The organism is Caulobacter sp. SRI_008 (assembly GCF_057586355.1).
Genome location: NZ_JBYCZS010000018.1, coordinates 50,621 through 74,031, shown reverse-complemented (window position 1 = coordinate 74,031; position 23,411 = coordinate 50,621). Strand labels below are relative to the sequence as shown.

Genomic DNA, 23,411 nt, shown 5'->3' with positions numbered 1-23,411 from the left:
GTCGAATGGACGCCAAGGCTCCGACTTATACAGACGCTTGCGGGGAGCGAGCACGGGACGTCAGCCGCCGTGTCGCTGCCCATCCTCAAGCGTGCAGTCGGCAAAAAGTCTGATCATATATCGTATAATCTTCTTGACGACGCATCACGCCCCGTCGTTTCTGCAACGAAGTGAAACGGGGGTGAGCCTTGCGGACGAAGACGCGCATGTCGCGACGAGCGACCTTGTGGATGACGGCGGGCGCCGTCCTGGCCCTGTCCACGCCGGTGATTTCCGTCGCCGCGACAACGACCAAGTCCGCCTCGACCGCGACCGCCCCCTCCTCCCAGCCGCCGATCGCCGAACGCTATCGCAAGGCCGACGCCTTCCTGCGCCAGAACCTGGCCAAGCTGATCGTCGACGCCGACCTGCAGCCGGCCTTCACCGACGACGGCAAGGGTCTGCTCTATCTGAAGGGCAAGGCTGGCGAGCGATCGGTCCGCTTTGTCGATCTGGCCACCAAGCAGGACCGCGTCCTGACCGACGACCGCGCCCTGGCCGGCAAGCTGTCGGCGGCGCTGGGCAAGCCCGTCCCGGCCGACGGCCTGTGGCTCGCCCGCCTAGCCTACGACACCGCCGGCGGCGCGCTCTCCTTCGACGCCCAGGGCAAGCGCTGGTCTCTCTCGGCCAAGGGCGAGCTTTCCGAGGCGCACGAAGCGGAATGGAACCCAGGCCTGTCGCCCGACGGCCGCTTCGAGATCGTCGCCCGCGACTTCAACCTCTTCGCCCGCGAACTGAAGACCGGCCGCGAGATCGCCCTGACCCAGGACGGAACCCGCGAACAGCCCTACGGCCGCGGCATCCCGCAGCTGGCCGACATCCTGAAGGCCGGCCGCGAGGAGCCGGACATGCCGGTGTCGGTGCGCTGGTCGCCGGACGGCGCCAAGATCCTGACCTGGCGCCTCGACACTCGCGGCGTCGAGCGCCTGTCGATCACCCAGCAGAACCCCGGCGGCCTCTATCCGCGCAGCTTCGCCTACGTCTATCCGCTGGCCGGCGCCAAGGTGCTGCCGCAGGCCACGCGGCTGGTGATCGACGTCGACCAGGCCTTCAAGGACGGCAAGGCCAAGCAGGTCCCGCTGCAGATCCCTAGCGAGTCGCTGCTCTATCCCGCCGATCCGGACCTCGGCTGGATCGGCGACCGGCCTCGCATCCAGTGGACCGAGCGCGGCTATGGCCAACTCGTCGTCTATTCGGCCGATCCGAAGACCGGCGCCGCCACCGTCGTGGCGCGCGAGGCGGTCAAGCCGATCGTCACGGTGACCTCCACCCAGATCCAGCCGCAGCCCGAGCTCGGCGGCGAGCTGGTGATCTCCGAGCGTTCGGGCTGGGCCCAGCTCTACCTCGTCAAGCCCGACGCCCCCGACGGCGGCGCGGCCCTGACCAGCGGCAATTGGGAAGTCCTGTCGATCGAGCACATCGACCCGGCCGCCAAGAGCCTGGTGCTGACCGGCGTCGGTCGCGAGACCGACCGCAACCCCTACGACCGCGCCCTCTATCGCACGGGCTTGGACGGCGCCGCGCCGCGCCTGCTGACGCCGGAACCGCTGGACCATGACACCCGCGTCTCGCCGGACGGCCGCTGGTTCGTCGACGCCATGTCGAGCCCGACCCAGCCGACCCGCACCGTGCTGCGCGACGCCGCCGACGGAAAGATCGTGCTGGAGCTCGGCCGCGCCGACGCCAGCGCCCTGGCCGCCGCCGGCTACACGCCGCCCGAGCCGTTCCAGGGCGTGGCCGCCGACGGCAAGACTCCGCTCTACGGCATGATCTTCCGCCCGGCCGGCTATGATCCCAAGCGCCGCTATCCGGTGATCGACAACGTCTATACCGGCCCAACCACAACCCAGGTCCCGGTCGAATGGAGCGAAAGCGTCCTGGCCGGCGGCAACAGCGTCGCCCAGATCGGCGCGATCGTGGTGATGATCGACGGTCGCGGCACCTCTCGTCGGGGCCAGGCCTTCCGCCTGCCGGCCTACCAGAACCTCGGCGAAGTCGGCCTCGACGACCACATCGCCATGATCAAGCAGATGGCGGCCAAGCATCCGGAGATGGACGCGACCCGGGTCGGCGTCTACGGCGGCTCGGCCGGCGGCTACGACGCCGCTCGCTTCGTGCTGCGCCGGCCCGAGTTCTTCAAGGTCGCCGTCGCCTCGTCGGGCAACCACGACCTGCGCCTGGACAAGGCCTGGTGGCCCGAGGTCTCGATGGGCCTGGCCGACGAAGCCACCTGGGAGCGCAACTCAAACATGTCGGTCGCCGGCAACCTGCAGGGCAAGCTGCTGCTGGTCCACGGCGATATCGACGACAACGTGCCGGTCACCGAGAGCCTTCGCCTGGCCCAGGCCCTGATCAAGGCCGGCCGCGACGTCGACCTGGTGATCCTGCCCAACACCACCCACGCCGTCGGCCAGCCCTTCTTCCACAAGAAGCTGCGCGACTACTTCACCCGTAATCTGCTCGACGAAGCCCCGCCGCCGCTGACCACAGCGGCGACCTCGGCTCCGGTCACGCGATGAGGCGCCCGATGAACAAAGCACGCTCCCTTTCCCTGGCCCTGCTGCTGCTCGCCGGCGCCTCCGCCGCCCTGCCCGTCCCGATGACGGCTTTCGCGCAAGAACCGCCCAAGGAAGAAAAGAAGGTCTTCCCGCCGATCGCCAAGACGGCCTACCGCACCAAGCAGTTTCAGCTCGACCTGCGGACCGACACCCAGACCCTGGCGCGCCTGTCGCCGCTGGGCGAAGCCGCCTTCGACTTCACCCCCGGCGCCCGCGAGGCCGAACGCGCCGAGGACGGCTATGTCCACATCGGCGACATCCATCTGCGCGTGCGTGAAGCCGGCGGAACTTGGCGCGACTTCAGTTCGGCCCACGCCCGCAAGCCGATCCGCGCCCTGAAAGCCGGCGGCGCGGTGCTGGCCGCCGCCGATATCACCGCCTCGCTGGGCGACGGCGCACCGGTGCGTATCGAGCGCCGCTGGGTCAACGACAACGGCGTGCTGGCCCTGCGCTTCACCCTGGTCAACACCGGCAAGACGCCGCTGGAGATCGGGGGCCTGGGCCTGCCGATGGTGTTCGACAACATCATCACCGACCGCTCGCTGGAAGAGGCCCACGCCCAGGCCAGCTTCGTCGATCCTTATATCGGCCGCGACGCCGGCTACCTGCAGGTCACCCGCCTGAACGGCAAGGGTCCGGCCCTGCTGGTTCTGCCCGAGAAGGGCACGCCGCTGGAGGCCTACCGCCCGATCCGCGAGGCCCGCGCCACGCGTGGCGACGGCGACATCCTCACCGACAAGACCCAGCGCGGCCAGACCGCCGAGGGTTTCTACGACTGGACCGTGGCCAGCCTGGGCTTCGCCGAGAAGGAATGGAAGAACGCCGGCCAGCAGTGGAACACGCCGACCAGCGTCACCCTGCAGCCGGGCGAAAAGCGCGAGATCGGCGTGCGATTCGTGGCCTCGCCCTCGATCCGCGCCATCGAGGACACCCTGGTCGCCAACAAGCGCCCCGTGGCCGTCGGCGTGCCCGGCTACGTGCTGCCCACCGACCAGCAGGGTTCGCTGTTCCTGAAGTCGCCCTCCAAGGTGGCCAAGGTCGAGAGCTTCCCGGCCGGCGCCCTGACCGCCACGGCGAGCGGCGAAGGCAAGGGGTGGGCGCGCTATGACGTGAAGGCCTCGGGCTGGGGCCGCGCGACCCTGTCGATCACCTATGCCGACGGCCAGGTGCAGACGGTCAGCTACTTCGTCACCAAGCCGCTCGAACAGACCATGGCGGACCTTGGCCGCTTCACCACCGAGAAGCAGTGGTTCGACGACAAGGCCGACCCGTTCGGCCGCTCGCCGGCGATCCTCAGCTACGACCGCGAGACCAACAAGATCGTCACCCAGGACTCGCGGGTCTGGGTCGCGGGCATGAGCGACGAAGGCGGCGCCGGCGCCTGGGTGGCGGCGATCATGAAGCAGCTCGACAACCCCGACGCCGGCGAGGTCTCCCGTCTGGAGCGGATGGTCGATGAGACCGTCGTGGGCAATCTGCAGGTCGCCGACGGCCCGCAGGCCGGGGCGGTCAAGAAGAGCCTGTTCTACTACCAGCCCGACGAACTGCCCAACTACTACGATCCCAAGATCGACTGGCGCTCCTGGACCTCGTGGTCGAAGAAGGACGCTGGCGACCTGGGCCGCTCCTACAACTATCCGCACGTCGCCATCGGCCACTGGGTGCTCTACCGTCTGGCCCGCAACCACCAGGGCCTGGTCACCCGCCACGACTGGCGCTGGTACCTCGACCACGCGCGCATGACCGCCGTGGCGATGATGCGCGACGCCCCCTACTACGCCCAGTTCGGCCAGATGGAGGGCGACGTCTTCGTCGACATCCTGAAGGACCTGAAGCGCGAAGGCATGACCGCCGAGGCGGCCGAGTACGAGGCCCTGATGAAGGGCCGCGCCGATCACTGGAAGACCCTGCCCTATCCGTTCGGCAGCGAGATGGCCTGGGACTCCACCGGCCAGCCCGAGGTCTACGCCTGGATGCGCTATTTCGGCTACCAGCCGCAGGCCGACGAGACCCGCGAGGTGATCCTCGCCTACGACCCGACCATCCCCAGCTGGGGCTACAACGGCAACGCCCGCCGCTATTGGGACTTCCTGTACGGCGGCAAGTATTCGCGCATCGAGCGGCAGATCCACCACTACGGCTCGGCCCTCAACGCGGTGCCGCTATTCGACGCTTTCCGCGCCGATCCGGCCGACCTGCACCTGCTGCGCGTGGCCTACGGCGGCATGATGGGCGGCATCACCAACATCGACCAGGACGGCTTCGGCTCGGCCGCCTTCCACTCCTATCCCGACATGATGAAGTGGGATCCGCTGACCGGCGACTACGGCATGGGCTTCTTCGGCCATGCCTATGCGGCGGCCACCTATGCGGTGAAGGACCCGACCTTCGGCTGGCTCGGCTTCGGCGGCGACGTGAAAGCCGACGGCGCCGTGGTGCGGATCACGCCCAAGGACGGCGCCCGCGCCCGCCTGTTCGTCGCTCCCGTCGGCGCCTGGCTGACGCTGGAGGCCGGCAAGATCGAGGCGGCGACCTACGCCCCGGCCACCGGCGAGATCACGCTCACCCTGGCGGCCACCGATGCGGCCACCCCGGCGGCGCGCCTGCTGGTCGAGGCCACCACGGCCGGCGCCAAGGCCTACGCTCCGGCGGAAGGAACCTTCGAACGCGGGGCCTACACCCTGCCGCTCGGCGACAAGGCCAAGACGATCGTCCTGCGTCCACGATAGATCCGGCGGACGCCCCTTCTACGAACGCCGTCGCTCTCGAGCGGCGGCGTTTTCGTTTGATTGGCGAGCGTGAGCAGCTGCTTCCTGCTCAAGCCAGGTCAGTTGTTGGTCAGCTTAGAGTTTTATCTGATATACGATGAACGAAGCAGCGCCGCCGGTCGCGGCCTTGGAAGATACTCCGTTCATCATGAGCATTATTGTTCGCACGCTCTCAGAGCAGACCTACGAAGTCGTCCGCCTCAAGATCCTGATGGGCGACATGTCGCCGGGAACCGCCGTGCGCCAGGACGCCATCGCCGCCGAGCTCGGCGTCTCGAAGATCCCGTTGCGCGAGGCCCTGAGCCGGCTGGAGCAGGACGGCCTGCTCAGCTCCTACCCCAACCGCGGCTACGTGGTGCGCGGCGTCTCGACCGAGGAAGCCAGCGAGGTCTTCGTCCTGCGCCTGAAGCTGGAGCCCGGCGCGGCCGCCAAGGCCGCCATCAAGGCCGGCCCCGAAGACCACGAGCGGGCCGAAGCCGCGCTGACGGCCCTGGAGGCCGCGCTCGGCAGGCCGGACGGCGACCACGTCAGCCACAACCGCGCCTTCCACATGTCGCTGGTCCGCCCCGGCGGTCACATCACCAGCCAGTTGGTCGAGCGCCTGCAGATCCTGTCGGAGCGCTATGTGCGCATCCACCTGGAGCCCTTCGGTCGCGACGAGCGCGCCAGCCGCGAGCATCGGGAAATTCTCGAGGCGTGGAAGGCCGGGGACGCCGCCAAGGTCGAGGCCCTGCTCGCCGAGCACATCCAGGGCACGCTTGACGACCTGCGCCAGCAGCTGGCGCTCAAGCAGGGCTGAACCGCGCGCCGCCCCTAGCGCAGCCGCGCCAGGACCCAGTCGGCGAGCGCCTCGCGTCCGGCGGCGGGATCCTCGTCTGCCCGGCAGGCGAACCAGATGGCCGACAGCAGGCGCGAGGCGACGCCCGCGGCCAGCACCACCTCTTCGGCGGACCTTCCGGTGACCCGGCCAAGGGAGTCGCGCAGGGTGCCTCCGTGGGAATAGCGGATCACCGCTCCGGCCCCGGCGAGATCGGCGCGGCGCAGGGCCGCCAGGAACAGCCGGCGACGGCGCAGCACCGGGCTGGCCGGACGCTCGGCGCGGGCGTGGAAGATCAGCACCTCGCGCAGCCGCTCCAGGGTCAGCACCTCGTCGATGTGGGGCGCAGCCTCCGCGGCCTCGACGGCCTCGACGGCCTCGGCCTCCATGGCCGCGACCTGGCCGCGGATCGCGCCACCGACCAGATCCTCGACGGTGCGGAAATAGTGCGTCACCGCCCCCGTCGTGACGCTCGCCCGGGCGGCGACGGCGCGGTGCGTCAGGCCCGCCAGGCCCTTCTCCTCCACGACCTCGGCGGCGGCGGAGGCGATGCGCATGGCCGACAGCGGCACCGAGCCGTGCGGGCGAGCGCCGGCCGCGCGCTCGGCCGCCAGCAGGGCTCCGGCCTCGGGCCGGGCGGGAGCGTCCAGCCAGACGGCGGCGAAGTGGTCGATCATGTCGCGCAGCACCGCCCGCTCCAGGGCCGGCGACCACGGCGACAGGTGATAGAGCGCCTCGGATTCGAAGAAGGCGTGCAGGGCACGGCCGGCGATCGGCGGCAGATCGAGCGTCCGGGCCGTATCGCGCCAGAAGCCGGCCCAGGCCCGCGTCCAGTCCAGGCCCGCGCCTTCGGCGACGGCTTCCTGGTAAAGCAGCGCCAGGGGACGAGCCGGCCCCGTCCATTCGATCAGCACATGCTCCAGCGCCCGCGCCGCCCCGTCGGGTCCGGGCGGAAGCATGGCGACCTCGCGCGACCGCGCCGCCAGCCAGTCGCCCGCCTCCTGCGCCCCGAGGGCGAAGGCTGACGATAACAACTGTTCCATTCCGCCCAGGTTGTAGTTGATGGCGCTGGGCGAAACGCCTGCGGCCGAGGCGACGGCGCGGGCCGTCGCGGCGGCGATTCCCTCCTGCGCCATAAGTCGCGCCGCGGCCTGGACCAAGCGTGAGGCGCGGTCGGCGCTCTCGCTTGAATCCCGCATTGATTGAGGTTCCAGCGCGAAGGTCGCGGATGGCGGCGATACGGTCATGCCCCATGATCCCCAGCCGCCCCTGTCGGCGCAAGCCTCGCGCTCACCGAACGGCGACCTTCACGAATACGATACATAACGTTCGTTCCAAGTTCATGGAGGCTGGCTACTCGCCCCGCATCGCAGACGCCGAGACGTCGCGCTTCAGGGGATAGAGACATGCGACAGACTTCCGACCGCGCCGCACTGCGCGCCGCCCTTCTGGCGAGCGCCGCGGCCCTGGCCATCGCCGCCCAGGCGCGCGCCGCCGACCTGCCCGTCGCCGACACGGCCGCGGCTCCGGGCGGCGACTCCGCCGCCATCAGCCTCGACGAGGTCGTGGTCACCGCCCAGAAGCGCAAGACCAACCTGCAGGACACCCCGATCTCGATCTCGGCCATGGACGCCGAGGCCCTGAAGGCTCGTAACGTCCAGTCCGTCGAGGACCTGGGCGACGGCTCGATCCCGTCGCTGCGCGTGGCTCCGTTCTTCTCGCGCAAGTCGGCCCTGACGATCGGCATGCGCGGCATCGGCGCCCTGGGCGACGCCAACCAGCCGGCCCGCGACCAGGCCGTCGGCGTCTATGTCAACGGCGTCTATATGGGCCGCGCCCAGGGCCTGGGCTCGGCGCTGTACGACGTCGAACGCATCGAGGTTTTGAAGGGTCCGCAAGGCACGCTGTTCGGCCGCAACACCGAAGGCGGCGCGGTCAGCATCATCACCAAGGCCCCGACCGGCCAGTTCGGCATGAACACCACGCTCGGCTACGGCAGCTACAACGCCTACAAGGCCGAGACCCACATCGACCTGCCCGAGATCCACGACGTCAGCATCAAGATCGACGCCCTGCTCAGCAAGCGCGACGGCACCGTCACCAACCCGACCACCTCGGGCCAGCCGGACTTCAACAGCTACGACAAGCGCGGCGTGAGCGTCGAAGCCCTGTGGCGTCCGAACGACAACTTCAGCGCCGACTACGCCTTCGACTCCTCGTACGACGGCTCGACGCCCTACTACGTGCAGCTGGAGAAGAAGGGCCTCTACGCCCTGGCCCCGATGCTGAAGACGCAGTCCGACCGCGCCGAAAGCGCCAATGTCGGCGTGCCGCTGCAAGTGAGCGACGGCGACACCTGGGGCCACCGCCTGAACCTGAACTGGAAGCTGGGCGACAACCTCGAACTGAAGTCGATCAGCTCGTACCGCAAGCTGCAGCAGAACCAGTTCGACAATGGCTCGGAGATGCTCTCGGTCTATTCGCCGGGCGGCACCTTCGCCCGCTACAGCGTCGCCCGCTTCTGGCAGGACCAGGCCAGCGAGGAGCTGCAACTGGTCGGCAAGACCGACCGCATCGACTACGTGTTCGGCGCCTTCTATTTCCGTGAGAACGTGCGCGACAACGCCCAGACGCCGAACTCCCTGCAGTGGAATTCGACCGGCACGGCCTACAGCTACCTGTCGCTGAACTTCGACACGATCGCGCTGGACCGGGCCAGCCACGCAAAGACCACCAGCTACGGCGCCTTCGGCCAGGCTTCGTGGACGCCGGCCGTGCTCGACGACCGCCTGCACGTCACCGCCGGCGGCCGCTTCACCACCGACAAGAAGAGCGGCACGCTCGACATCGTCAACGGCGCCCTGCCCAGCTACGTCAACGGCGCCGGGGCGACGATCACCGGCATCATCCCGTTCGACGCCAAGTGGAACCATTTCGACCCGATGGTCAGCGTCGCCTTCGACGTGACGCCGGACGTCAACGTCTATGGTCGCTGGAGCACCGGCTACAAGGCCGGCGGCGCCAATTCGCGCTCGCTGACCTACCGCACCTTCGATCCCGAGAAGGTCAAGATGTTCGAGGTCGGCGCCAAGACCGAGTTCTGGGACAACCGCGCCCGCGTGAACGTCGCGGCCTATACCGGCGACATCACCGACGCCCAGGTCGACTTCAGCGTCACCATCCTCAACCAGAACCGCGGCACGCTGGAAACTACCAACGCCGCCAGCGCCACGACCAAGGGCGTCGAGCTGGACTTCGCCTTCAAGGTCGCCGACGGCCTGACGCTGTCGGGCGGCTACGCCTACACCGACCTCAAGCTGTCGAAGGCCTACAACCCCTTCACCGACACGATGGCGACCATCTATCCGCTCTACAGCCCCAAGAACGCCGGCAGCCTGGCGGCCGACTACCGCCGCCCGTTCCTCGGCGCGACGCTGAAGGCCCACCTCGATGCGAACTGGTCCGACGGCCAGTACACCACCACCACCGATCCGACGCTCAGCGACAAGTCGTTCATCGTCAACGGCCGCCTGACCCTGGCCGACATCGCCATGGGCGACAACCAGCCCGACCTGCAGCTGTCGATCTGGTCGCGCAACCTGCTCGACGAGTCGCACGCCTTCATGCGCAACACCAACGTCGCCCTGGGCACCTACGCCATCTACAACGAGCCGCGCACCTTCGGCATCGAAGCCAACGTGAAGTTCTAAACCCATGAAAACTCAAAAGATCGACCGTCGCGGCTTCATGGCCGCGACGCTGGGCGGCGGCGCGATGGTCGCCGTCTCCCCCGCAGTCACCCTGGCCGCCGCACCGCGCCTTGAGGCCAAGGCCGAGCGCGCCGGCCCGGACGCCCTGCGTCTTAGCTGGACCGGCACGGCCGCCGCCTCGGTGTTCGCCTCCAGCGATCCCGACGCCAAGCGCGCCGCCATGCGCCCGGCCAAGGTCGCCGTCGCCGGTGGTTCGGCCAATGTCGAGGCCCCGGTCTCGCCGCGTCCGTACTTCCTGGTCGCCGCCGCCGACGGCCGCGCCACCCGCGTGGCCGAGCGCCTGCTGCCGCTGCAAGGCGGCCGCAACTTCCGCGACCTGGGCGGCTGGTACGCCGCCGACGGCCGCCAGGTGAAGTGGGGCAAGCTCTATCGCTCGGGCGTGACCAGCGGCCTGACAGACGGCGACCTCGACTATCTGGGCAAGCTGGGCGTCTCGGTGATCTGCGACCTGCGAAACCCGCAGGAACGGGCGGCCGAGCCCAGCGCCTTCCTGAAGGTCGCCGGCGCCAAGGTCGCGGCCTTCGACTACGACATGAACGCCTCGATGAGCATGCTGGCGGGCCTGAAGACCCGCGACCAGGCCGTCGACGCCTTCGCCGCGGCCTATGTCGCCTTCCTCGACACCCTGCAGCCGCACTTCACCGACATGTTCGCCCGGCTCGTGGCCAGCGAGGCGCCGCTGGCGTTCAACTGCTCGGCCGGCAAGGACCGCACCGGCACGGCCGCGGCTCTGATCCTGTCGATCCTGGGCGTGCCGCGCGAGACGGTGCTGGCCGATTACGCCCTGACCCAGGTCTATACCCCGCCGTCGATGTACAAGGCGCAGATGGCCAAGGCCGGCGCCGGCGCGACCGGCGGCATGACCGTCGAGCAGATGAAGGCCTTCGCGGCCATGCCGCCCGAGGTTCTGGACGTGATCATGGGCTCGGATCCGGAGGTCATGCGCCGCGCCCTGGGCCAGATCGACGCCAGGTTCGGCGGCCCGACCGCTCTGGCCAAGGCCCGCTTCGGCCTGACCGACAGCGGCGTCGCCAAGCTGAAGGCGACCTATCTCGTCTAAGGCTGGTCGGGCCTTGGAAAGGGTGTCGCGCCGCCTGCTTCGGGAGCGGCGCGGCATTTCCTCCCGACCTTCTCGACCGCGTTATCGGGCGGCTCCGACGGAGCCGCCCAGCGCCTGGTCCAGCGCCGCATCGAGTTCGCCCTTCCACGCCGCCGGCGGCATGAAGGAATGGCGCACGCCGTTGGCGACGAACAGCCGGGCGGACGGCGTCCTGGCCACGAACGGCTCGACCGCGCCGCCGGCGCAGCCGTGTTCCCTGCCGCCCTCGACCAGCCCCCAAGGGACCTTGAGATCGACGGGGCGGTAGACCCAGCCGGGCACGTATTTCATCCGGAAGCCCATGGTATGCCCCTCGGCGTCGCCGACGGGATTGACCGTGTTCTGGTCCGGGCAGAAGCCGGCGGAGACCAGGCCGGCCACATCGCCAGGCCGAGCCTGGGCGGCGGCCGCGTAGGCCAGGGTCGCCCCGGCCGAATAGCCGCCGAAATAGATGGGCCCCTCGGCATGATAGCGACGCGCGCCGTCGGCCGCGACGGCCTTCATCTCGCCGGCGAGGTCGTAGGGCGCCTTGCCCTTGGCCATGCGCGCCATGGTCGGATTGACGTCGAGGCCGAGCGCGAGAACGCCGCGCTGGGCCAGGGCCTCGACCATGCGGCCGCTGGCCTCCCAGGGCTTCCAGCCGCCGTCGCCCGACAGCACCACCGCAACGCCGCGCGGCGTTCCCGTCGGCGCGAAGACGTGGACCGCGCCGAGGTCCGCATAGGGATAGCTCGCCGTCTCGGCGGGAACGGACGCCGAGAGCGCGGCGGCGGCGGCCATGGCGACGACGGGAAGAGACATTCGAGGCGCTCCGGGCTTGGAACAGTGGGCTTGGAACAGGGAAAGGCCGCGACGCTGGGGGGACGGAGCGCCGCGGCCTCTTGGGAGGGGTCTTTGAAGTTCGGGTTTTAGTGTCTGGAACGGAGGGGCGCGGCGATCAGGCCGGCTTGGCGTGGCGCATGGTGTGAGCCTTCTTCTTGGCGGCGGTCTTGTGCACGGCCGGCTTGGCGACCTTCGGGGTCTTGGCGGGGGTGGCGACCTTGGTCACGGCCTTGGCCGGCTTGGCGGTCGCCGGCGCCGAGGCCGGGGCGACGGCGGCGCTGGCCGAGGCGGCGACGGCCAGGCCGGCGGTCGAGAGGACGGCGGCGGCGAGGATGGCGCGGATGGTCACGATGGTCTCTCCTAGGGCTGTCTTGCGGCGGGAAGCGCCGATGGAGATGACCCTGAAGCCGCGCCCTGACGCGTTGCGCTCACCAACCTTACAACGGCGCCAGGAACCGCCTCCGAACCTTACAAATCTGCGAGACGGGCGCCGTAAGCCCGCAAGGGCGGTAAGGCTTTATGGTCTCGCGCCGACGCTCACGGGCGCGGCCCAGGAACGCCCAGCCATGCCCTCTCGCCCACTGCCGATCGCCACCCTGCTCGTCGCCAGTCTGTGCGCATCGACGCCGGCCCTGGCCTCCGCCCTCCCGCGCAAGACGCCGCCCTCCCGCGCCGAGATCGCCAAGCGCGCCGCCTGCGAGAAGGTCTGGGCCGCCCAGAAGGTTCGCCACGGCGCGCGCCAGGCCTTCCTCGCCGCCTGCGTCGCCAAGGGCTAGCTCCTCGCGACGACGCGAGGCACTCTGACCTGTCGCCCAAGGAGTATCGATGAGCCGACGGATCCTGGTGGTCGAGGACGACGCCGACACCGCCGAATACATCCTCAAGGGCCTGCGCGAAGCGGGCTTCACCGCCGAGCACGTCGCCGACGGCCGCGACGGCCTCTACATGGCCAGCAGCTCCGACTTCGACGCCGTGGTCATGGACCGGATGCTGCCGGGGATGGACGGACTGTCAGTGACCAAGGCGGTGCGCGCCGCGGGCGTGCAGACCCCGATCCTGATCCTCAGCGCCCTAGCCCACCTGGACGAGCGGGTCACCGGCCTGCGCGCCGGCGCCGACGACTACCTGACCAAGCCTTTCGGCTTCGCCGAGCTGGCCGCGCGGCTGGAGAACCTGATGCGCCGCGGCGGCGCCAAGCCGGTCGAGACCAGCCTGGCCTGCGGCGACCTGATGCTCGACCTGCTGTCGCGGCGCGTGACCCGGGCCGGCCGAACGCTGGAGCTGCTGCCGCGCGAGCTGAAGCTGCTCGAATACTTCCTGCGCCACCGCGACCGGGTGGTGACCCGCACCATGCTGCTGGAAGAGGTCTGGGACTATCGCTTCGACCCGCACACCAGCCTGATCGACACCCACATCAGCCGCCTGCGCAAGAAGATCGACGAGGGCTTCGACAAGCCCCTGCTGCACACCGTGCGCGGCTCGGGCTATCGCCTGTCGGAAGCGCCTTGAGCCGCCCCCGCCCCGTGCGCGGCGCCAGGCCCGCGACCCTGGCCCTGGTGGTAGCCGGCGCCGTCGCCCTGGCCCTGGGCATCGGCCTCTTCATCGTCGGTTTCGCCGGCGAGCGGCTGATCGAACGTCGCCAGCACCTGGTGGCCGAGACGGCGCGCGACTACTTCGTCGCCTTCGCCCACGAGGACGGTCTGGCCGCCATGGCCCGTGCTCTGGACCGCCGCACGCGCAGCGAGGGCGGCGCCTTCGACTACGCCGCCTTCGACAACGACGGACGGCGGGTCGGCGGCGCCGGCCTGCTGACCGCCGAACAGCTGCCCGCGCCGGGCTACAGCGTCCGCGAGATCGGCGACGCCGACTACGAGATCCTGGTCCAGCCGATGTCGGTGGGCGGCACGCTGGTGATCTACGAGAACCTCGCCGACCGCCGCGCCTTCCACTGGGCGATCGTCACGGCGGTGGGAGCGACCCTGCTGATCAGCCTGGTGATCGTCGCCGGCGCGGCCCTGTTCCTGGGCCGCTTGCTTATGCGACGCGCCGAGGGCATCGCCCGCGCGGCCGAGGACATCGCCGCGGGGGACCTCGCCGCCCGCGCGCCGATCGCCGGCGCCGGCGACGTCTTCGACGACCTGGCGGTTGCCATAAACGCCATGCTGACGCAGATCGAGGAGCTGATGACCGGCATGCGCACGGTCACCGACAGCCTGTCGCACGACCTGCGCTCGCCGCTCACCCGCCTGCGCGGCGCACTCAACCGCGCACTGGACGAAGACCTCGCCCAGGCCGACCGCCTGGCGCTGATCGCCGAGGCCGAGGCGGAATGCGACCAGGTGCTGGCCACCTTCAGCGCCCTGCTCGACATCGCCCGGGCGGAGTCGGGCCTGTCGCGCGACCTGATGGCGCCGCTCGACCTGGCCGAGCTGGTGCGCGACATCGGCGACCTCTTCGAGCCGGTGATCGAGGACGCCGGCCAGGCCCTGGTCGTGACCGCCCCGGACGCCCCGGTCCCGTTCGTCGGTCACGAACTGATCCTGCGCCAGGCCCTGGGCAACCTGCTGCACAACGCCGCCCGCTACGCCGGCGACGGCGCCTACGTCGCCCTGTCGCTGGAAACCGGAGAGGACGGCGGCCCGCGCCTCGTCGTCGCCGACACCGGGCCCGGCGTGCCAGCGGCCCAGCGCGGCCGGGTGCTGGAACGGTTCGTGCGGCTGGACGAAACCCGCTCAACGCCCGGCTCTGGCCTGGGCCTGGCCATCGCCGCGGCCTGCGCCAAGCTGCATGGCGGCCGCCTTACCCTGGGCGACAACCGTCCCGGCCTGCGCGTGGTGCTCGACCTGCCCGCCGCCGCGATCGACTGAACCTCACAGAAAATCCAGGTTCGCGCCAAGTCCCGGTGAGACGCCGGCGCGATCAAGCCCCTCGTCGTCAACGACAGCAGAGGGGCCAAGGCCATGCGCGACGCCATCCAGAAACTCGACGCCGAAGCCCGTCGCCTGCTGGGCCACGGCTTTCGCGAACTGGAATCCGAAGAGCGCCGGGTGATCCTGCAGATCGTGCGGCGCGCCGCCATCGCCCGCAACATCGCCGACGAGACGGACGAAGCCATGTCGTTCGGTCAGCGGCTGGCCGACCGCGTGGCCGAGATCGGCGGCTCCTGGGGCTTCATCATCAGCTTCGCCTTCTTCCTAGTCCTGTGGGCCGGGCTGAACGCGGGCGTTCTGCCGCGTCTGGGTCTGCGCCCGTTCGACCCCTATCCCTTCATCTTCCTCAACCTGATCCTATCCATGGTCGCGGCCGTACAAGCCCCGATCATCATGATGAGCCAGAACCGCCAGGCCTCGAAGGATCGCGCCGCCGCCGAGCACGACTACGAGGTCAATCTGAAGTCCGAGCTCGAGATCATGGCCCTGCACGAAAAGCTCGACGCCCTGCGCACGCGTGAACTGGCCGACATGACCGCCCACCTGATCGTGCTGAGCCAGCAGACCGCCGAGGCCGCCCGCCGGGCTGAAACCGCCGCCGAAGAGATCGTCGCGGAGGTCGCCGGTGTCTGACGTCGCGCGAACCGGCTTTACCCAGGAGGCGAAAGCCGCTCCCCTGCCCGTCATGGGCGTGGACACTCTGAAGACGATCCTTTCGCGACTGCTGCCGATCGCCCTGCTGGCGACGGCGGCCTTCGTGCTCTGGCGTGAGCTTCATCACCTGTCGCCGGTCGAGATTGGCCGCGAGATGCACGACTGGGGCGCGGCCCGGCTGGCCATGGCCGGCGGGCTGGTCGCGCTCAGCTACAGCCTGCTGGCGGCCAACGAGCAGTTGGGCCTGCGCTGGGCGGGCGCCAAGGTGCCGCTGCGCGTGGGCCTGCCCGGCTCGTTCATCGCCTACGCCTTCGCCAACAGCATCGGCCTGACCCCGATCGTGGCGGGGGCGGTGCGCGCCCGGCTCTACGGCCGACACGGCGCCGATGTCGGCAAGGTGGCGCGCACGACGCTCTATTGCGCCATCTCCTTCGCCCTGGGCCTCTCCAGCCTGGCGGGGGTCAGCCTGCTCACCGCGCCAGCAGCGACCTTCGCGGCGCTGCATCTGCACCCGGGCCTGGCCCATGCGGTCGGTGTTCTGCTGCTGAGCTTTCCCATCGCCTATCTCGTCGCCTGCGCGACCCAACGTGGTCCGCTGCGGATCTTCGGCCGCGTCTTCACCTTGCCGCCGCTGACCTGGGGCCTGGCCCAGCTGGTCATCGGCGTGGCGGACAACATCGCGACCTCGGCCCTGGTCTGGCTGCTGGTCGGCGACGCCGCGCCGCCCTTTCCCGCCTTCGCCAGCGCCTACGCGGTCTCGACCGCGGCCGGCCTGTTCTCGGGCCTGCCCGGCGGCGTCGGCGTGTTCGAGGGCGCGATGCTGGCCCTGCTGCCCAACCTCGACCGCGCGGCCCTGACCGCCGCCTTCGTCGGCTATCGCCTGTTCTACTACATCGGCCCGCTGCTGGCGGCCGCCGGCCTGCTGCTGAGCCTGGAGTCCGGCGCGCGCGGCGCGGGTCTGGCCGTCCGTCGCGCCTGGCGGGCGACGGGGCCGACCGCCATCGCAGCCGTCTCCTTCGTGCTCGGCGGGGCCCTGGTGCTGATCGCCGTCGGCCGCATCCCCACCGACCGCCTGGGCCTGCTGAAGTCGGTCGTGCCGCTGATCGTGGTCGAGACCAGCCACCTGATCTCGCTGGCCAGCGGCCTGGCCCTGATGGTGCTGTCGCTGGGCCTGTTCCGACGGCTGCAGACCGCAAGGCTGGCGGCCATGCCGGTGGCCCTGCTCGCGGCCTCGACCGCCCTGCTGCGCGGCCTGGACTTCGCGCCGGCCTGCGTGGCCCTCGCCCTGGCCGCGGCCCTCTTCGCCTCCGGACGCCTGTTCACCCGTCGCGGCGCGATAGAACGCGACTCCCTGGCCCCGTGGCTGGCGACCGGCGTGCTGGCGGTGTTCGTCGGCTCCATCGCCCTGGGGGCCTGGATCTACGAGCGCGCGCCGTTCGAGACCCGACTGCTGACCCACTTCGGCTATCACGCCGACCACGCCCGCTTCATGCGCAGCATCGCCTTCCTGGGGGCGCTGATCTTCGCCGGCGGCATCTGGCGGCTGGCGCGCCTGCCCCACGCCGAAGCCCGGCCGGCGCCGCGCGAGGCGCTCGAAGCGATCCGGCCGCTGGCCGCGGCCTCGCCCGACACCACCGCCCGCCTGGCCCTGACCGGCGATAAGGCGATCCTGGCCGCCGAAGACGGCTCGGCCTTCCTGATGTACGGCGCGGAAGGCGCGAGCCTGATCATGCTCGGCGACCCGGTCGGCGACCGCGAGGCCGGCAAGGCCCTGCTCTGGAAGTTCCGCGAACTGGCCGATCGCCAGGACGCGCGGCCGGTCGCCTATCACGCCAGCGGCGAGCGCATCACCGACTATCTCGACCTTGGCCTCTCGGCCATCAAGCTGGGCGAAGAGGCCCGCGTGCCCCTGGCCGACTTCGAACTGGCCGGCGGGGCGCGCCGCAATCTGCGCCAGAGCCACGCGCGCGGCCAGCGCGAGGGCCTGACCTTCGAGGTCGTCCAACCGCCGATCGCCGACGACCTGCTGGCGCGCCTTCGGACGGTGTCGGACGCTTGGCTGCTCGACCATGGCGGACGCGAGAAGGGCTTCTCGCTGGGCCGCTTCGACCCCGCGGTGCTGCGCCACGATCCGATCGCGCTGGTTCGGCGGGGGGATGAGATCGTCGCCTTCGCCAACATCTGGACCGGCGGAGAGGTCGAAGCCTCCATCGACCTGATGCGCCACGTGGCCGATGCGCCGCGCGGCGTCATGGACTTCCTGTTCGTCGAGCTGATCCTCTGGGCCAAGGCCCGGGGTTTCGCCTGGTTCAATCTCGGCATGGCCCCGCTTTCGGGCCTGGTCGATCATCGCCTCGCGCCCTTCTGGCACAAGGTGGGCCGCCAGATCGCCCGCCGGGGCGGCGCCTATTACGGCTTCGAGGGGCTGCGGGCCTTCAAGAGCAAGTTCGATCCGGTCTGGACGCCGCGCTACCTGGCCGCCCCGCCGTCAGGCCTGGCCCCCGCCCTGATCGACGCCACCCGCCTGATCGGCCGCGAACCGCCCGCCCTCACAAATCCGTAAGGTCGGCGGCAGGGAGAAGACAGTCGGGCCTGGGACAACACCCTCGCAGTCACGTCGAGGGAGCCTCCCCATGTCCATCCGCAAGATCCTGCTGGGCGCCGGCGCCGCCCTGGTCCTGGGCGCCGGCGGCTTCGTCGCCCTGCACGGCCGCCTCGCCGCCACCGCCGACGCGGGGACGGTCGTCGCGCCCCCGTCCCCGCCCGTCCCGATGGGTCCGCTGACCGAGACGCCCTTCCGCTTCGGCTCCTTCGGCGCGGTGACGATCTATCGCCGCTCGACAGAGCCAGGGCGGTTCGTGGTGCTGATCTCCGACAAGGCCGGATGGACGCCCGAGCTCACCGACCTTGCCCGTCGTCTGACGATGCAGGACGTCACCGTGGTCGGCGTGGACCTGCGCCGTTTCCTGCCCGCCGCCGAGCAAGCCGCCGGCAGCCACGGGCTCTATCCGGCCGGCGACTTCTCCGAACTGGCACAGGCCGCGCAGAAGACCCTGAAATTTTCGGGCTATCATCGTCCGATCCTGATCGGTCAGGGCGCCGGCGCGGCGCTGGCCTATGGGACGCTGGCTCAGTCGCCCGTCGGCATCTTCCAGGGCGGCGCCGGTCTCGACTTCCGCGCCGATCTCGCGACCGCCCATCCTCTCGTCGCCGGCGACGGCGGCCTGGTCCACGCGGCGGCGCCGCAAGGCGGTTTCGCCTATGCGCCGAACCCGAAGCTGAGCACGCCGTTCGTCATCGTCGGCCCGGACGCGGCGCCGGCCCACGCCTTCGCGGCCGTCCTGGCGCAAGGCCGCGTCGAGGCCGACCTGCCCCAGGCCCTGGCCGCGATCGCCCCCGTCGCCGTCGCAGCGCCACAGGCCTCCGCCGCCCGACTGGCCGGCCTGCCGCTTGTCGAGGTGCCGACGGCCTCGAACGGCGACACGCTGGCGGTCTTCTATTCCGGCGACGGCGGCTGGGCGGGCATCGACAGGGGCCTGGCCGAAGGCTTCGTGAAGGCGGGCGTGCCCGTGGTCGGCTACGACTCCCTGCGCTACTTCTGGAGTCGGCGCACACCACAGGCCGCGGCCGACGACCTGGCCGCCGTGATCCGCCACTACCAGGCGGCCTGGGGCAAGAAACAGGTGATCCTGGCGGGCTATTCCTTCGGCGCCGACGCCCTGCCGATCATCGTCCAGCACCTGCCGGCCGACCTGCGCGGTCAGGTCCGCATCGTCGCCCTGCTGGGAACCGATTCCACCGGCGAACTGGAGTTCCACCCCGGCGACTGGCTCGATGTCGGCGCCAAGGACAGCTACCCGATCGCGCCGGTCCTGGCCTCGCTGAAGGATCTGAAGATCGTCTGCGTCTATGGCTCCGAGGAGCACGGCGACGCCTGTCCGGCCTTCCCCGCCCAGGTGCGCAAGATCGGCTTGCCCGGCGACCACCACTTCAACGGCGACTACGACGCCGTGGGTCGCGCCCTCAGCCAGGCGGCCGGCCTCTAGGCGGCTTTAGTCAGGACGAAAAAGGAACGGCGTCTCAGAGGGAAGAGACGCCGTTCAGTTGTTCCCAGATCGTCATGAACCGGCCGATCTCGGCCGTTCCATTTCACGCCAGATCAGGCATGCTCGCCCGCGCGCCTGGCGTTGCGGAATCTTCGGTGCGACGTCAGCCAGCCTCCGGACTCGGTGGCGCGCCCTACCTCGACGACAGCGGTCACCCACTACACCGCCGCGCACGAAAATGAAACACACTTTCCCAGATGACCTTGACATGGAATATGCCTTCCACTTTTGTGTCAGCCAACGAAAGCGATGCTCAGCATCCGATAATCAAGTCCATTAGCGAGTAGAGAAACGCCATGATCCGCCCCCAGACGACGCGTCGGCGCCTCCTTGGTCTGGCAGCCGGACTCGGGCTGACGGCGGCGGCCGGCGGATTGCTGGGGGCCTGCTCGCGCGGCGGTCAGGACGCCGAGGTGGTGGTCAGCTTCAACGACCTTTCCCAGCCCTTCTTCGTGGCTATGCGCCGCGAACTGGAAGACGAGGCGACCAAACTGGGCGTGAAGGTCCAGGTCATGGACGCCCAGAACAATTCCTCCAAGCAGATCGCCGACCTCGAGGCCGCCGCCGTGCAGGGCGCCAAGGTGGTGATCGTCGCTCCGACCGACTCCAAGGCGCTGGCGACCGCCGCCGACGAACTGGCCAACCAGGGCGTGGCGGTGATCTCGGTCGATCGCAATATCGCCGGCGCGACGCCGCCCGTGCCCCATGTGGGCGCCGACAACGTGGCCGGCGGCCGCGCCATGGCCGATTGGGTGGTCAAGACCTATCCGGCCGGCGCGCGCGTGGTGGTGATCACCAACGACCCCGGCAGCTCCAGCTCGATCGAGCGGGTCAAGGGCGTGCACGAGGGCCTGGCGGCCGGCGGCGCGGCGTTCAAGATCGTCACCGAGCAGACCGCCAACTCCAAGCGCGACCAGGCCCTGACCGTCACCCAGAACGTGCTGACCTCGATGCACGACAGCCCGCCCGACGTGATCCTGTGCCTGAACGACGACATGGCCATGGGCGCGCTGGAGGCCGTGCGCGCCGCGGGCTTCGGTCCGGCCAAGATCAAGGTGCTGGGCTTCGACGCCATCCCCGAGGCCCTGGCCCGCATCAAGACCGGCGAGATGGTCGCCTCGGTCGAGCAAAACCCCGGCCAGCAGATCCGCATCGCCCTTCGCCAGGCCGTCGACAAGATCAAGACCGGCGCCGCGCCCAAGTCGGTCAGCCTGACCCCGGTGCTGATCACCAGCGCCAACCTGACCGAGGCCTCGCGCATCTCCGAGGTCAAGTAGGTCGCCATGACCCTCCTGGACGTCAGCAAGGTCAGCAAGCGCTTCCCCGGCGTGCTGGCCCTCGACCATGTGCGGCTGGCCGTCGGAGCGGGCGAGGTTCACGCCCTGCTCGGCGAGAACGGCGCGGGCAAGTCGACCCTGATCAAGATCCTGTCGGCGGCCCACGCCGCCGACGAGGGGACCGTGACCTTCGACGGTCATGCGCTGGACCCGCGCGATGCGCCCCTACGTCGCCAGCAACTGGGCATCGCCACGATCTATCAGGAGTTCAACCTCTTTCCCGAGCTCAGCGTCGCCGAGAACATGTATCTCGGCCGCGAGCCCAAGCGGCTGGGGCTGATCGACTGGGGCAAGTTACGCGCCGACGCCCGCGACCTGTTGGACGAACTGGGCCTGCCGCTCGATCCGAACGAAGTCGTGCGTCACCTGACGGTGGCCGAGCAACAGATGGTCGAGATCGCCAAGGCGATGACCCTGAACGCCCGGCTGATCATCATGGACGAGCCGACAGCCGCCCTCTCCAGCCGCGAGGTCGATCGCCTGCACGCCATCATCGCCGGCCTGAAGGCGCGCGGCGTCAGCGTGATCTACGTCTCGCACCGCCTGGCCGAGGTGAAGGCCATGTGCGACCGCTACACCGTCATGCGCGACGGCCGTTGGGTGGCCAGCGGCGACGTCGCCGACGTCGAGGTGGCCGACATGGTCCGGCTGATGGTCGGCCGCAGCGTCGAGTTCACCCGCCGCGCCCGCTGCGGCCCGGCCGGCCCGGTGGTGCTGAAGGTCGAGGGCGTGACGCCCCGCCGCCCTCGCCTTTCCGCGCCCGGCTATCTGAAGAACATCAGCCTGGAGGTGCGCGCCGGCGAGATCGTCGGCCTGGCCGGCCTGGTCGGCGCGGGCCGTACGGACCTGGCCCGCCTGATCTTCGGCGCCGACGCCATCGCGTCCGGCTCGATCAAGCTGGACGACAAGCCGCTCAAGCTGAAGTCGCCGCGCGACGCGATCAAGGCCGGCGTCATGCTGGTGCCCGAGGACCGCAAGCAGCAGGGCTGCTTCCTCGACCATTCGATCCGCCACAATCTCAGCCTGCCCAGCCTGGGCGGCCTCAGCCGCATGGGCCAGTGGATCGACGAGAACGCCGAGCACGATCTCGTCGAGACCTACCGCCAGAAGCTGCGGATCAAGATGGCCGACCAGGAGACCGCGATCGGCAAGCTGTCGGGCGGCAACCAGCAGAAGGTTCTGTTGGGCCGCTCCATGGCCCTGGCCCCGCGAGTGCTGATCGTCGACGAGCCCACGCGCGGCATCGACATCGGCGCCAAGGCGGAGGTGCATCAGGTGCTGTGCGACCTGGCCGCCCAGGGCGTGGCGATCGTCGTCATCTCCTCGGAGCTGGCCGAGGTCATGGCCGTCAGCGACCGCATCGTCGTCTTCCGCGAAGGCGCGGTCGTCGCCGATCTCGAGGCCGAAACGGCCACCGAAGAGGGCCTGATGGCCTACATGGCGACCGGCGCCCGTCCGGTCTCGTCAGGAATGGAACACCGCCCGCAATGACCGCCTCCCCCACCCTCTCCCCCGACCCGGCCGCCGAGCGCGCCGCACCTTCGCCGGGCCGCCGCTTCGACCTGCTGGCCTTCGCGCGCAAGCACCGGACGATCCTGTTCCTGCTGCTGCTGATCGCCGTGTTCGGAACCGTCAACGAACGCTTCCTGACCCTGCGCAACGCGCTGAACATCCTCAGCGAAGTGTCGATCTACGGGATCATCGCGGTCGGCATGACCTATGTGATCCTGATCGGCGGCATCGACGTGGCGGTGGGCTCGCTGCTGGCCTGCGCCTCGCTCGCCGCGGCCTATGTGGTCACGAACCTGATCGGCGGCTCGCCGGCCGCCTGGTTCGTCGCCCTGGCGATCTCCAGCGCCGTCGGCCTGATCGCCGGCTATGTCCACGGCAAGGTGGTGACCAAGCTGCATGTGCCGGCCTTCATCGTCACCCTGGGCGGCATGACCGTCTGGCGCGGGGCGACGCTGCTGCTCAACGACGGCGGCCCGATCTCGGGCTTCGACGCGGCCTATCGCTGGTGGGGCACCGGCCAGATCCTGTTCGTGCCGGTGCCGATCGTGGTCTTCGCCCTGGTGGCGGCCGTCGGCCACGTGGTGCTGCGCTACACCCGCTACGGCCGCCAGGTCTATGCGGTGGGCGGCAACGCCGAGGCCGCGCGACTGTCGGGCGTCAACGTCGATTTCGTCGTCACCAGCGTCTACGCCGTGATCGGCGCCCTGGCCGGCCTGTCGGGTTTCCTGCTGTCGGCGCGCCTGGGCTCGGCCGAGGCCGTGGCCGGCACCGGCTACGAGCTGCGGGTCATCGCCTCGGTGGTGATCGGCGGCGCCAGCCTGTCCGGCGGCTCGGGCAATGTCGGCGGAACCATCCTGGGCGCCTTGCTGATAGGCGTCCTGTCCAACGGCCTGGTCATCATGCACGTCACCTCGTACTTCCAGCAGGTGGTGATCGGCTTGATCATTGTCGCCGCCGTCGCCTTCGACCACTACGCCCGCACCCACAAGGCCTGACTCG

General features: G+C 69.9%; 17 protein-coding genes. 14 read left to right on the top strand and 3 right to left on the bottom strand.

The genetic code is table 11. From position 1 onward, the window contains the following. Window positions 1–206: 206 nt before the first annotated feature. From AC2YHT_RS16675 to AC2YHT_RS16665, 3 genes are all read left to right on the top strand, one after another. Entirely contained in the window at window positions 207–2,558 is a 2,352-nt protein-coding gene (locus AC2YHT_RS16675) for a S9 family peptidase (protein WP_487290899.1), read from the top strand. Between the two features lie 8 nt (window positions 2,559–2,566). Continuing rightward, window positions 2,567–5,326, top strand: coding sequence for a DUF5695 domain-containing protein (locus AC2YHT_RS16670; RefSeq protein WP_487290898.1), 2,760 nt, complete (start codon window positions 2,567–2,569; stop codon window positions 5,324–5,326). A gap of 187 nt (window positions 5,327–5,513) precedes the next feature. Continuing rightward, a complete protein-coding gene (locus tag AC2YHT_RS16665) occupies window positions 5,514–6,164 on the top strand; it encodes a GntR family transcriptional regulator (protein WP_487290897.1) in 651 nt (216 codons plus the stop codon). 14 nt (window positions 6,165–6,178) lie between these two features. Here AC2YHT_RS16665 and AC2YHT_RS16660 read toward each other — a convergent pair whose 3' ends face one another. Continuing rightward, on the bottom strand, window positions 6,179–7,381 hold the full coding sequence (locus AC2YHT_RS16660; RefSeq protein ID WP_487290896.1) for a TetR family transcriptional regulator: 1,203 nt from the start codon (window positions 7,379–7,381) through the stop codon (window positions 6,179–6,181). Window positions 7,382–7,588: 207 nt separating this feature from the next. Between AC2YHT_RS16660 and AC2YHT_RS16655 the strand changes: the two genes are divergently transcribed. After that, a complete protein-coding gene (locus AC2YHT_RS16655; protein WP_487290895.1) occupies window positions 7,589–9,892 on the top strand; it encodes a TonB-dependent receptor in 2,304 nt (767 codons plus the stop codon). A 4-nt stretch (window positions 9,893–9,896) separates the two neighbouring features. Further along, window positions 9,897–11,012 (top strand): tyrosine-protein phosphatase, encoded by a 1,116-nt coding sequence (locus AC2YHT_RS16650; RefSeq protein ID WP_487290894.1) that lies wholly within the window; start codon window positions 9,897–9,899, stop codon window positions 11,010–11,012. Window positions 11,013–11,093: 81 nt separating this feature from the next. On the opposite strand, the gene AC2YHT_RS16645 is transcribed toward AC2YHT_RS16650, so the two are convergent. Both AC2YHT_RS16645 and AC2YHT_RS16640 read right to left on the bottom strand, forming a co-directional pair. Continuing rightward, on the bottom strand, window positions 11,094–11,852 hold the full coding sequence (locus tag AC2YHT_RS16645; RefSeq protein WP_487290893.1) for a thioesterase domain-containing protein: 759 nt from the start codon (window positions 11,850–11,852) through the stop codon (window positions 11,094–11,096). A 136-nt stretch (window positions 11,853–11,988) separates the two neighbouring features. Next, on the bottom strand, window positions 11,989–12,222 hold the full coding sequence (locus AC2YHT_RS16640) for a hypothetical protein (protein ID WP_487290892.1): 234 nt from the start codon (window positions 12,220–12,222) through the stop codon (window positions 11,989–11,991). Between the two features lie 217 nt (window positions 12,223–12,439). Here AC2YHT_RS16640 and AC2YHT_RS16635 point away from each other — a divergent pair, with 217 nt between their 5' ends. From AC2YHT_RS16635 to AC2YHT_RS16595, 9 genes are all read left to right on the top strand, one after another. Continuing rightward, window positions 12,440–12,649 carry a hypothetical protein gene (locus tag AC2YHT_RS16635; protein WP_487290891.1) on the top strand — a complete coding sequence of 70 codons (210 nt, stop codon included), beginning with the start codon at window positions 12,440–12,442 and terminating at the stop codon, window positions 12,647–12,649. A gap of 49 nt (window positions 12,650–12,698) precedes the next feature. Beyond that, window positions 12,699–13,382, top strand: a complete 684-nt coding sequence (locus AC2YHT_RS16630) for a response regulator transcription factor (protein WP_487290890.1) — start codon at window positions 12,699–12,701, stop codon at window positions 13,380–13,382. Then, the gene (locus tag AC2YHT_RS16625; protein WP_487290889.1) at window positions 13,379–14,740 is read left to right on the top strand and encodes a sensor histidine kinase; all 1,362 of its coding nucleotides are present in this window, start codon (window positions 13,379–13,381) and stop codon (window positions 14,738–14,740) included. Before AC2YHT_RS16630 ends, AC2YHT_RS16625 begins: the two co-directional genes overlap by 4 nt. Window positions 14,741–14,833: 93 nt before the next feature. Next, complete coding sequence (locus tag AC2YHT_RS16620) at window positions 14,834–15,436, top strand: DUF1003 domain-containing protein (RefSeq protein ID WP_487290888.1); 603 nt, start codon at window positions 14,834–14,836, stop codon at window positions 15,434–15,436. Then, window positions 15,429–18,020, top strand: coding sequence for a bifunctional lysylphosphatidylglycerol flippase/synthetase MprF (gene mprF, locus AC2YHT_RS16615; RefSeq protein ID WP_487290887.1), 2,592 nt, complete (start codon window positions 15,429–15,431; stop codon window positions 18,018–18,020). Before AC2YHT_RS16620 ends, mprF begins: the two co-directional genes overlap by 8 nt. Window positions 18,021–18,090: 70 nt before the next feature. Then, a complete protein-coding gene (locus AC2YHT_RS16610; protein ID WP_487290886.1) occupies window positions 18,091–19,503 on the top strand; it encodes an AcvB/VirJ family lysyl-phosphatidylglycerol hydrolase in 1,413 nt (470 codons plus the stop codon). Between the two features lie 356 nt (window positions 19,504–19,859). Next, window positions 19,860–20,840 carry a substrate-binding domain-containing protein gene (locus AC2YHT_RS16605; protein WP_487290885.1) on the top strand — a complete coding sequence of 327 codons (981 nt, stop codon included), beginning with the start codon at window positions 19,860–19,862 and terminating at the stop codon, window positions 20,838–20,840. Window positions 20,841–20,846: 6 nt separating this feature from the next. Further along, window positions 20,847–22,391, top strand: a complete 1,545-nt coding sequence (locus tag AC2YHT_RS16600) for a sugar ABC transporter ATP-binding protein (protein WP_487290884.1) — start codon at window positions 20,847–20,849, stop codon at window positions 22,389–22,391. After that, window positions 22,388–23,407 carry an ABC transporter permease gene (locus AC2YHT_RS16595; RefSeq protein ID WP_487290883.1) on the top strand — a complete coding sequence of 340 codons (1,020 nt, stop codon included), beginning with the start codon at window positions 22,388–22,390 and terminating at the stop codon, window positions 23,405–23,407. Before AC2YHT_RS16600 ends, AC2YHT_RS16595 begins: the two co-directional genes overlap by 4 nt. Window positions 23,408–23,411 lie beyond the last annotated feature (4 nt).

Bases quoted from the DNA above. Each gene is read 5' to 3' on its own strand.
- AC2YHT_RS16605 (WP_487290885.1), top strand. From the start codon at position 19,860: ATGATCCGCCCCCAGACGACGCGTCGGCGCCTCCTTGGTCTGGCAGCC.
- AC2YHT_RS16620 (WP_487290888.1), top strand. From the start codon at position 14,834: ATGCGCGACGCCATCCAGAAACTCGACGCCGAAGCCCGTCGCCTGCTG.
- AC2YHT_RS16610 (WP_487290886.1), top strand. From the start codon at position 18,091: ATGTCCATCCGCAAGATCCTGCTGGGCGCCGGCGCCGCCCTGGTCCTG.
- AC2YHT_RS16660 (WP_487290896.1), bottom strand. From the start codon at position 7,381: ATGCGGGATTCAAGCGAGAGCGCCGACCGCGCCTCACGCTTGGTCCAG.
- AC2YHT_RS16675 (WP_487290899.1), top strand. From the start codon at position 207: ATGTCGCGACGAGCGACCTTGTGGATGACGGCGGGCGCCGTCCTGGCC.
- AC2YHT_RS16670 (WP_487290898.1), top strand. From the start codon at position 2,567: ATGAACAAAGCACGCTCCCTTTCCCTGGCCCTGCTGCTGCTCGCCGGC.
- AC2YHT_RS16600 (WP_487290884.1), top strand. From the start codon at position 20,847: ATGACCCTCCTGGACGTCAGCAAGGTCAGCAAGCGCTTCCCCGGCGTG.
- AC2YHT_RS16650 (WP_487290894.1), top strand. From the start codon at position 9,897: ATGAAAACTCAAAAGATCGACCGTCGCGGCTTCATGGCCGCGACGCTG.
- AC2YHT_RS16595 (WP_487290883.1), top strand. From the start codon at position 22,388: ATGACCGCCTCCCCCACCCTCTCCCCCGACCCGGCCGCCGAGCGCGCC.
- AC2YHT_RS16655 (WP_487290895.1), top strand. From the start codon at position 7,589: ATGCGACAGACTTCCGACCGCGCCGCACTGCGCGCCGCCCTTCTGGCG.
- AC2YHT_RS16635 (WP_487290891.1), top strand. From the start codon at position 12,440: ATGCCCTCTCGCCCACTGCCGATCGCCACCCTGCTCGTCGCCAGTCTG.
- AC2YHT_RS16630 (WP_487290890.1), top strand. From the start codon at position 12,699: ATGAGCCGACGGATCCTGGTGGTCGAGGACGACGCCGACACCGCCGAA.
- AC2YHT_RS16665 (WP_487290897.1), top strand. From the start codon at position 5,514: ATGAGCATTATTGTTCGCACGCTCTCAGAGCAGACCTACGAAGTCGTC.
- AC2YHT_RS16645 (WP_487290893.1), bottom strand. From the start codon at position 11,852: ATGTCTCTTCCCGTCGTCGCCATGGCCGCCGCCGCCGCGCTCTCGGCG.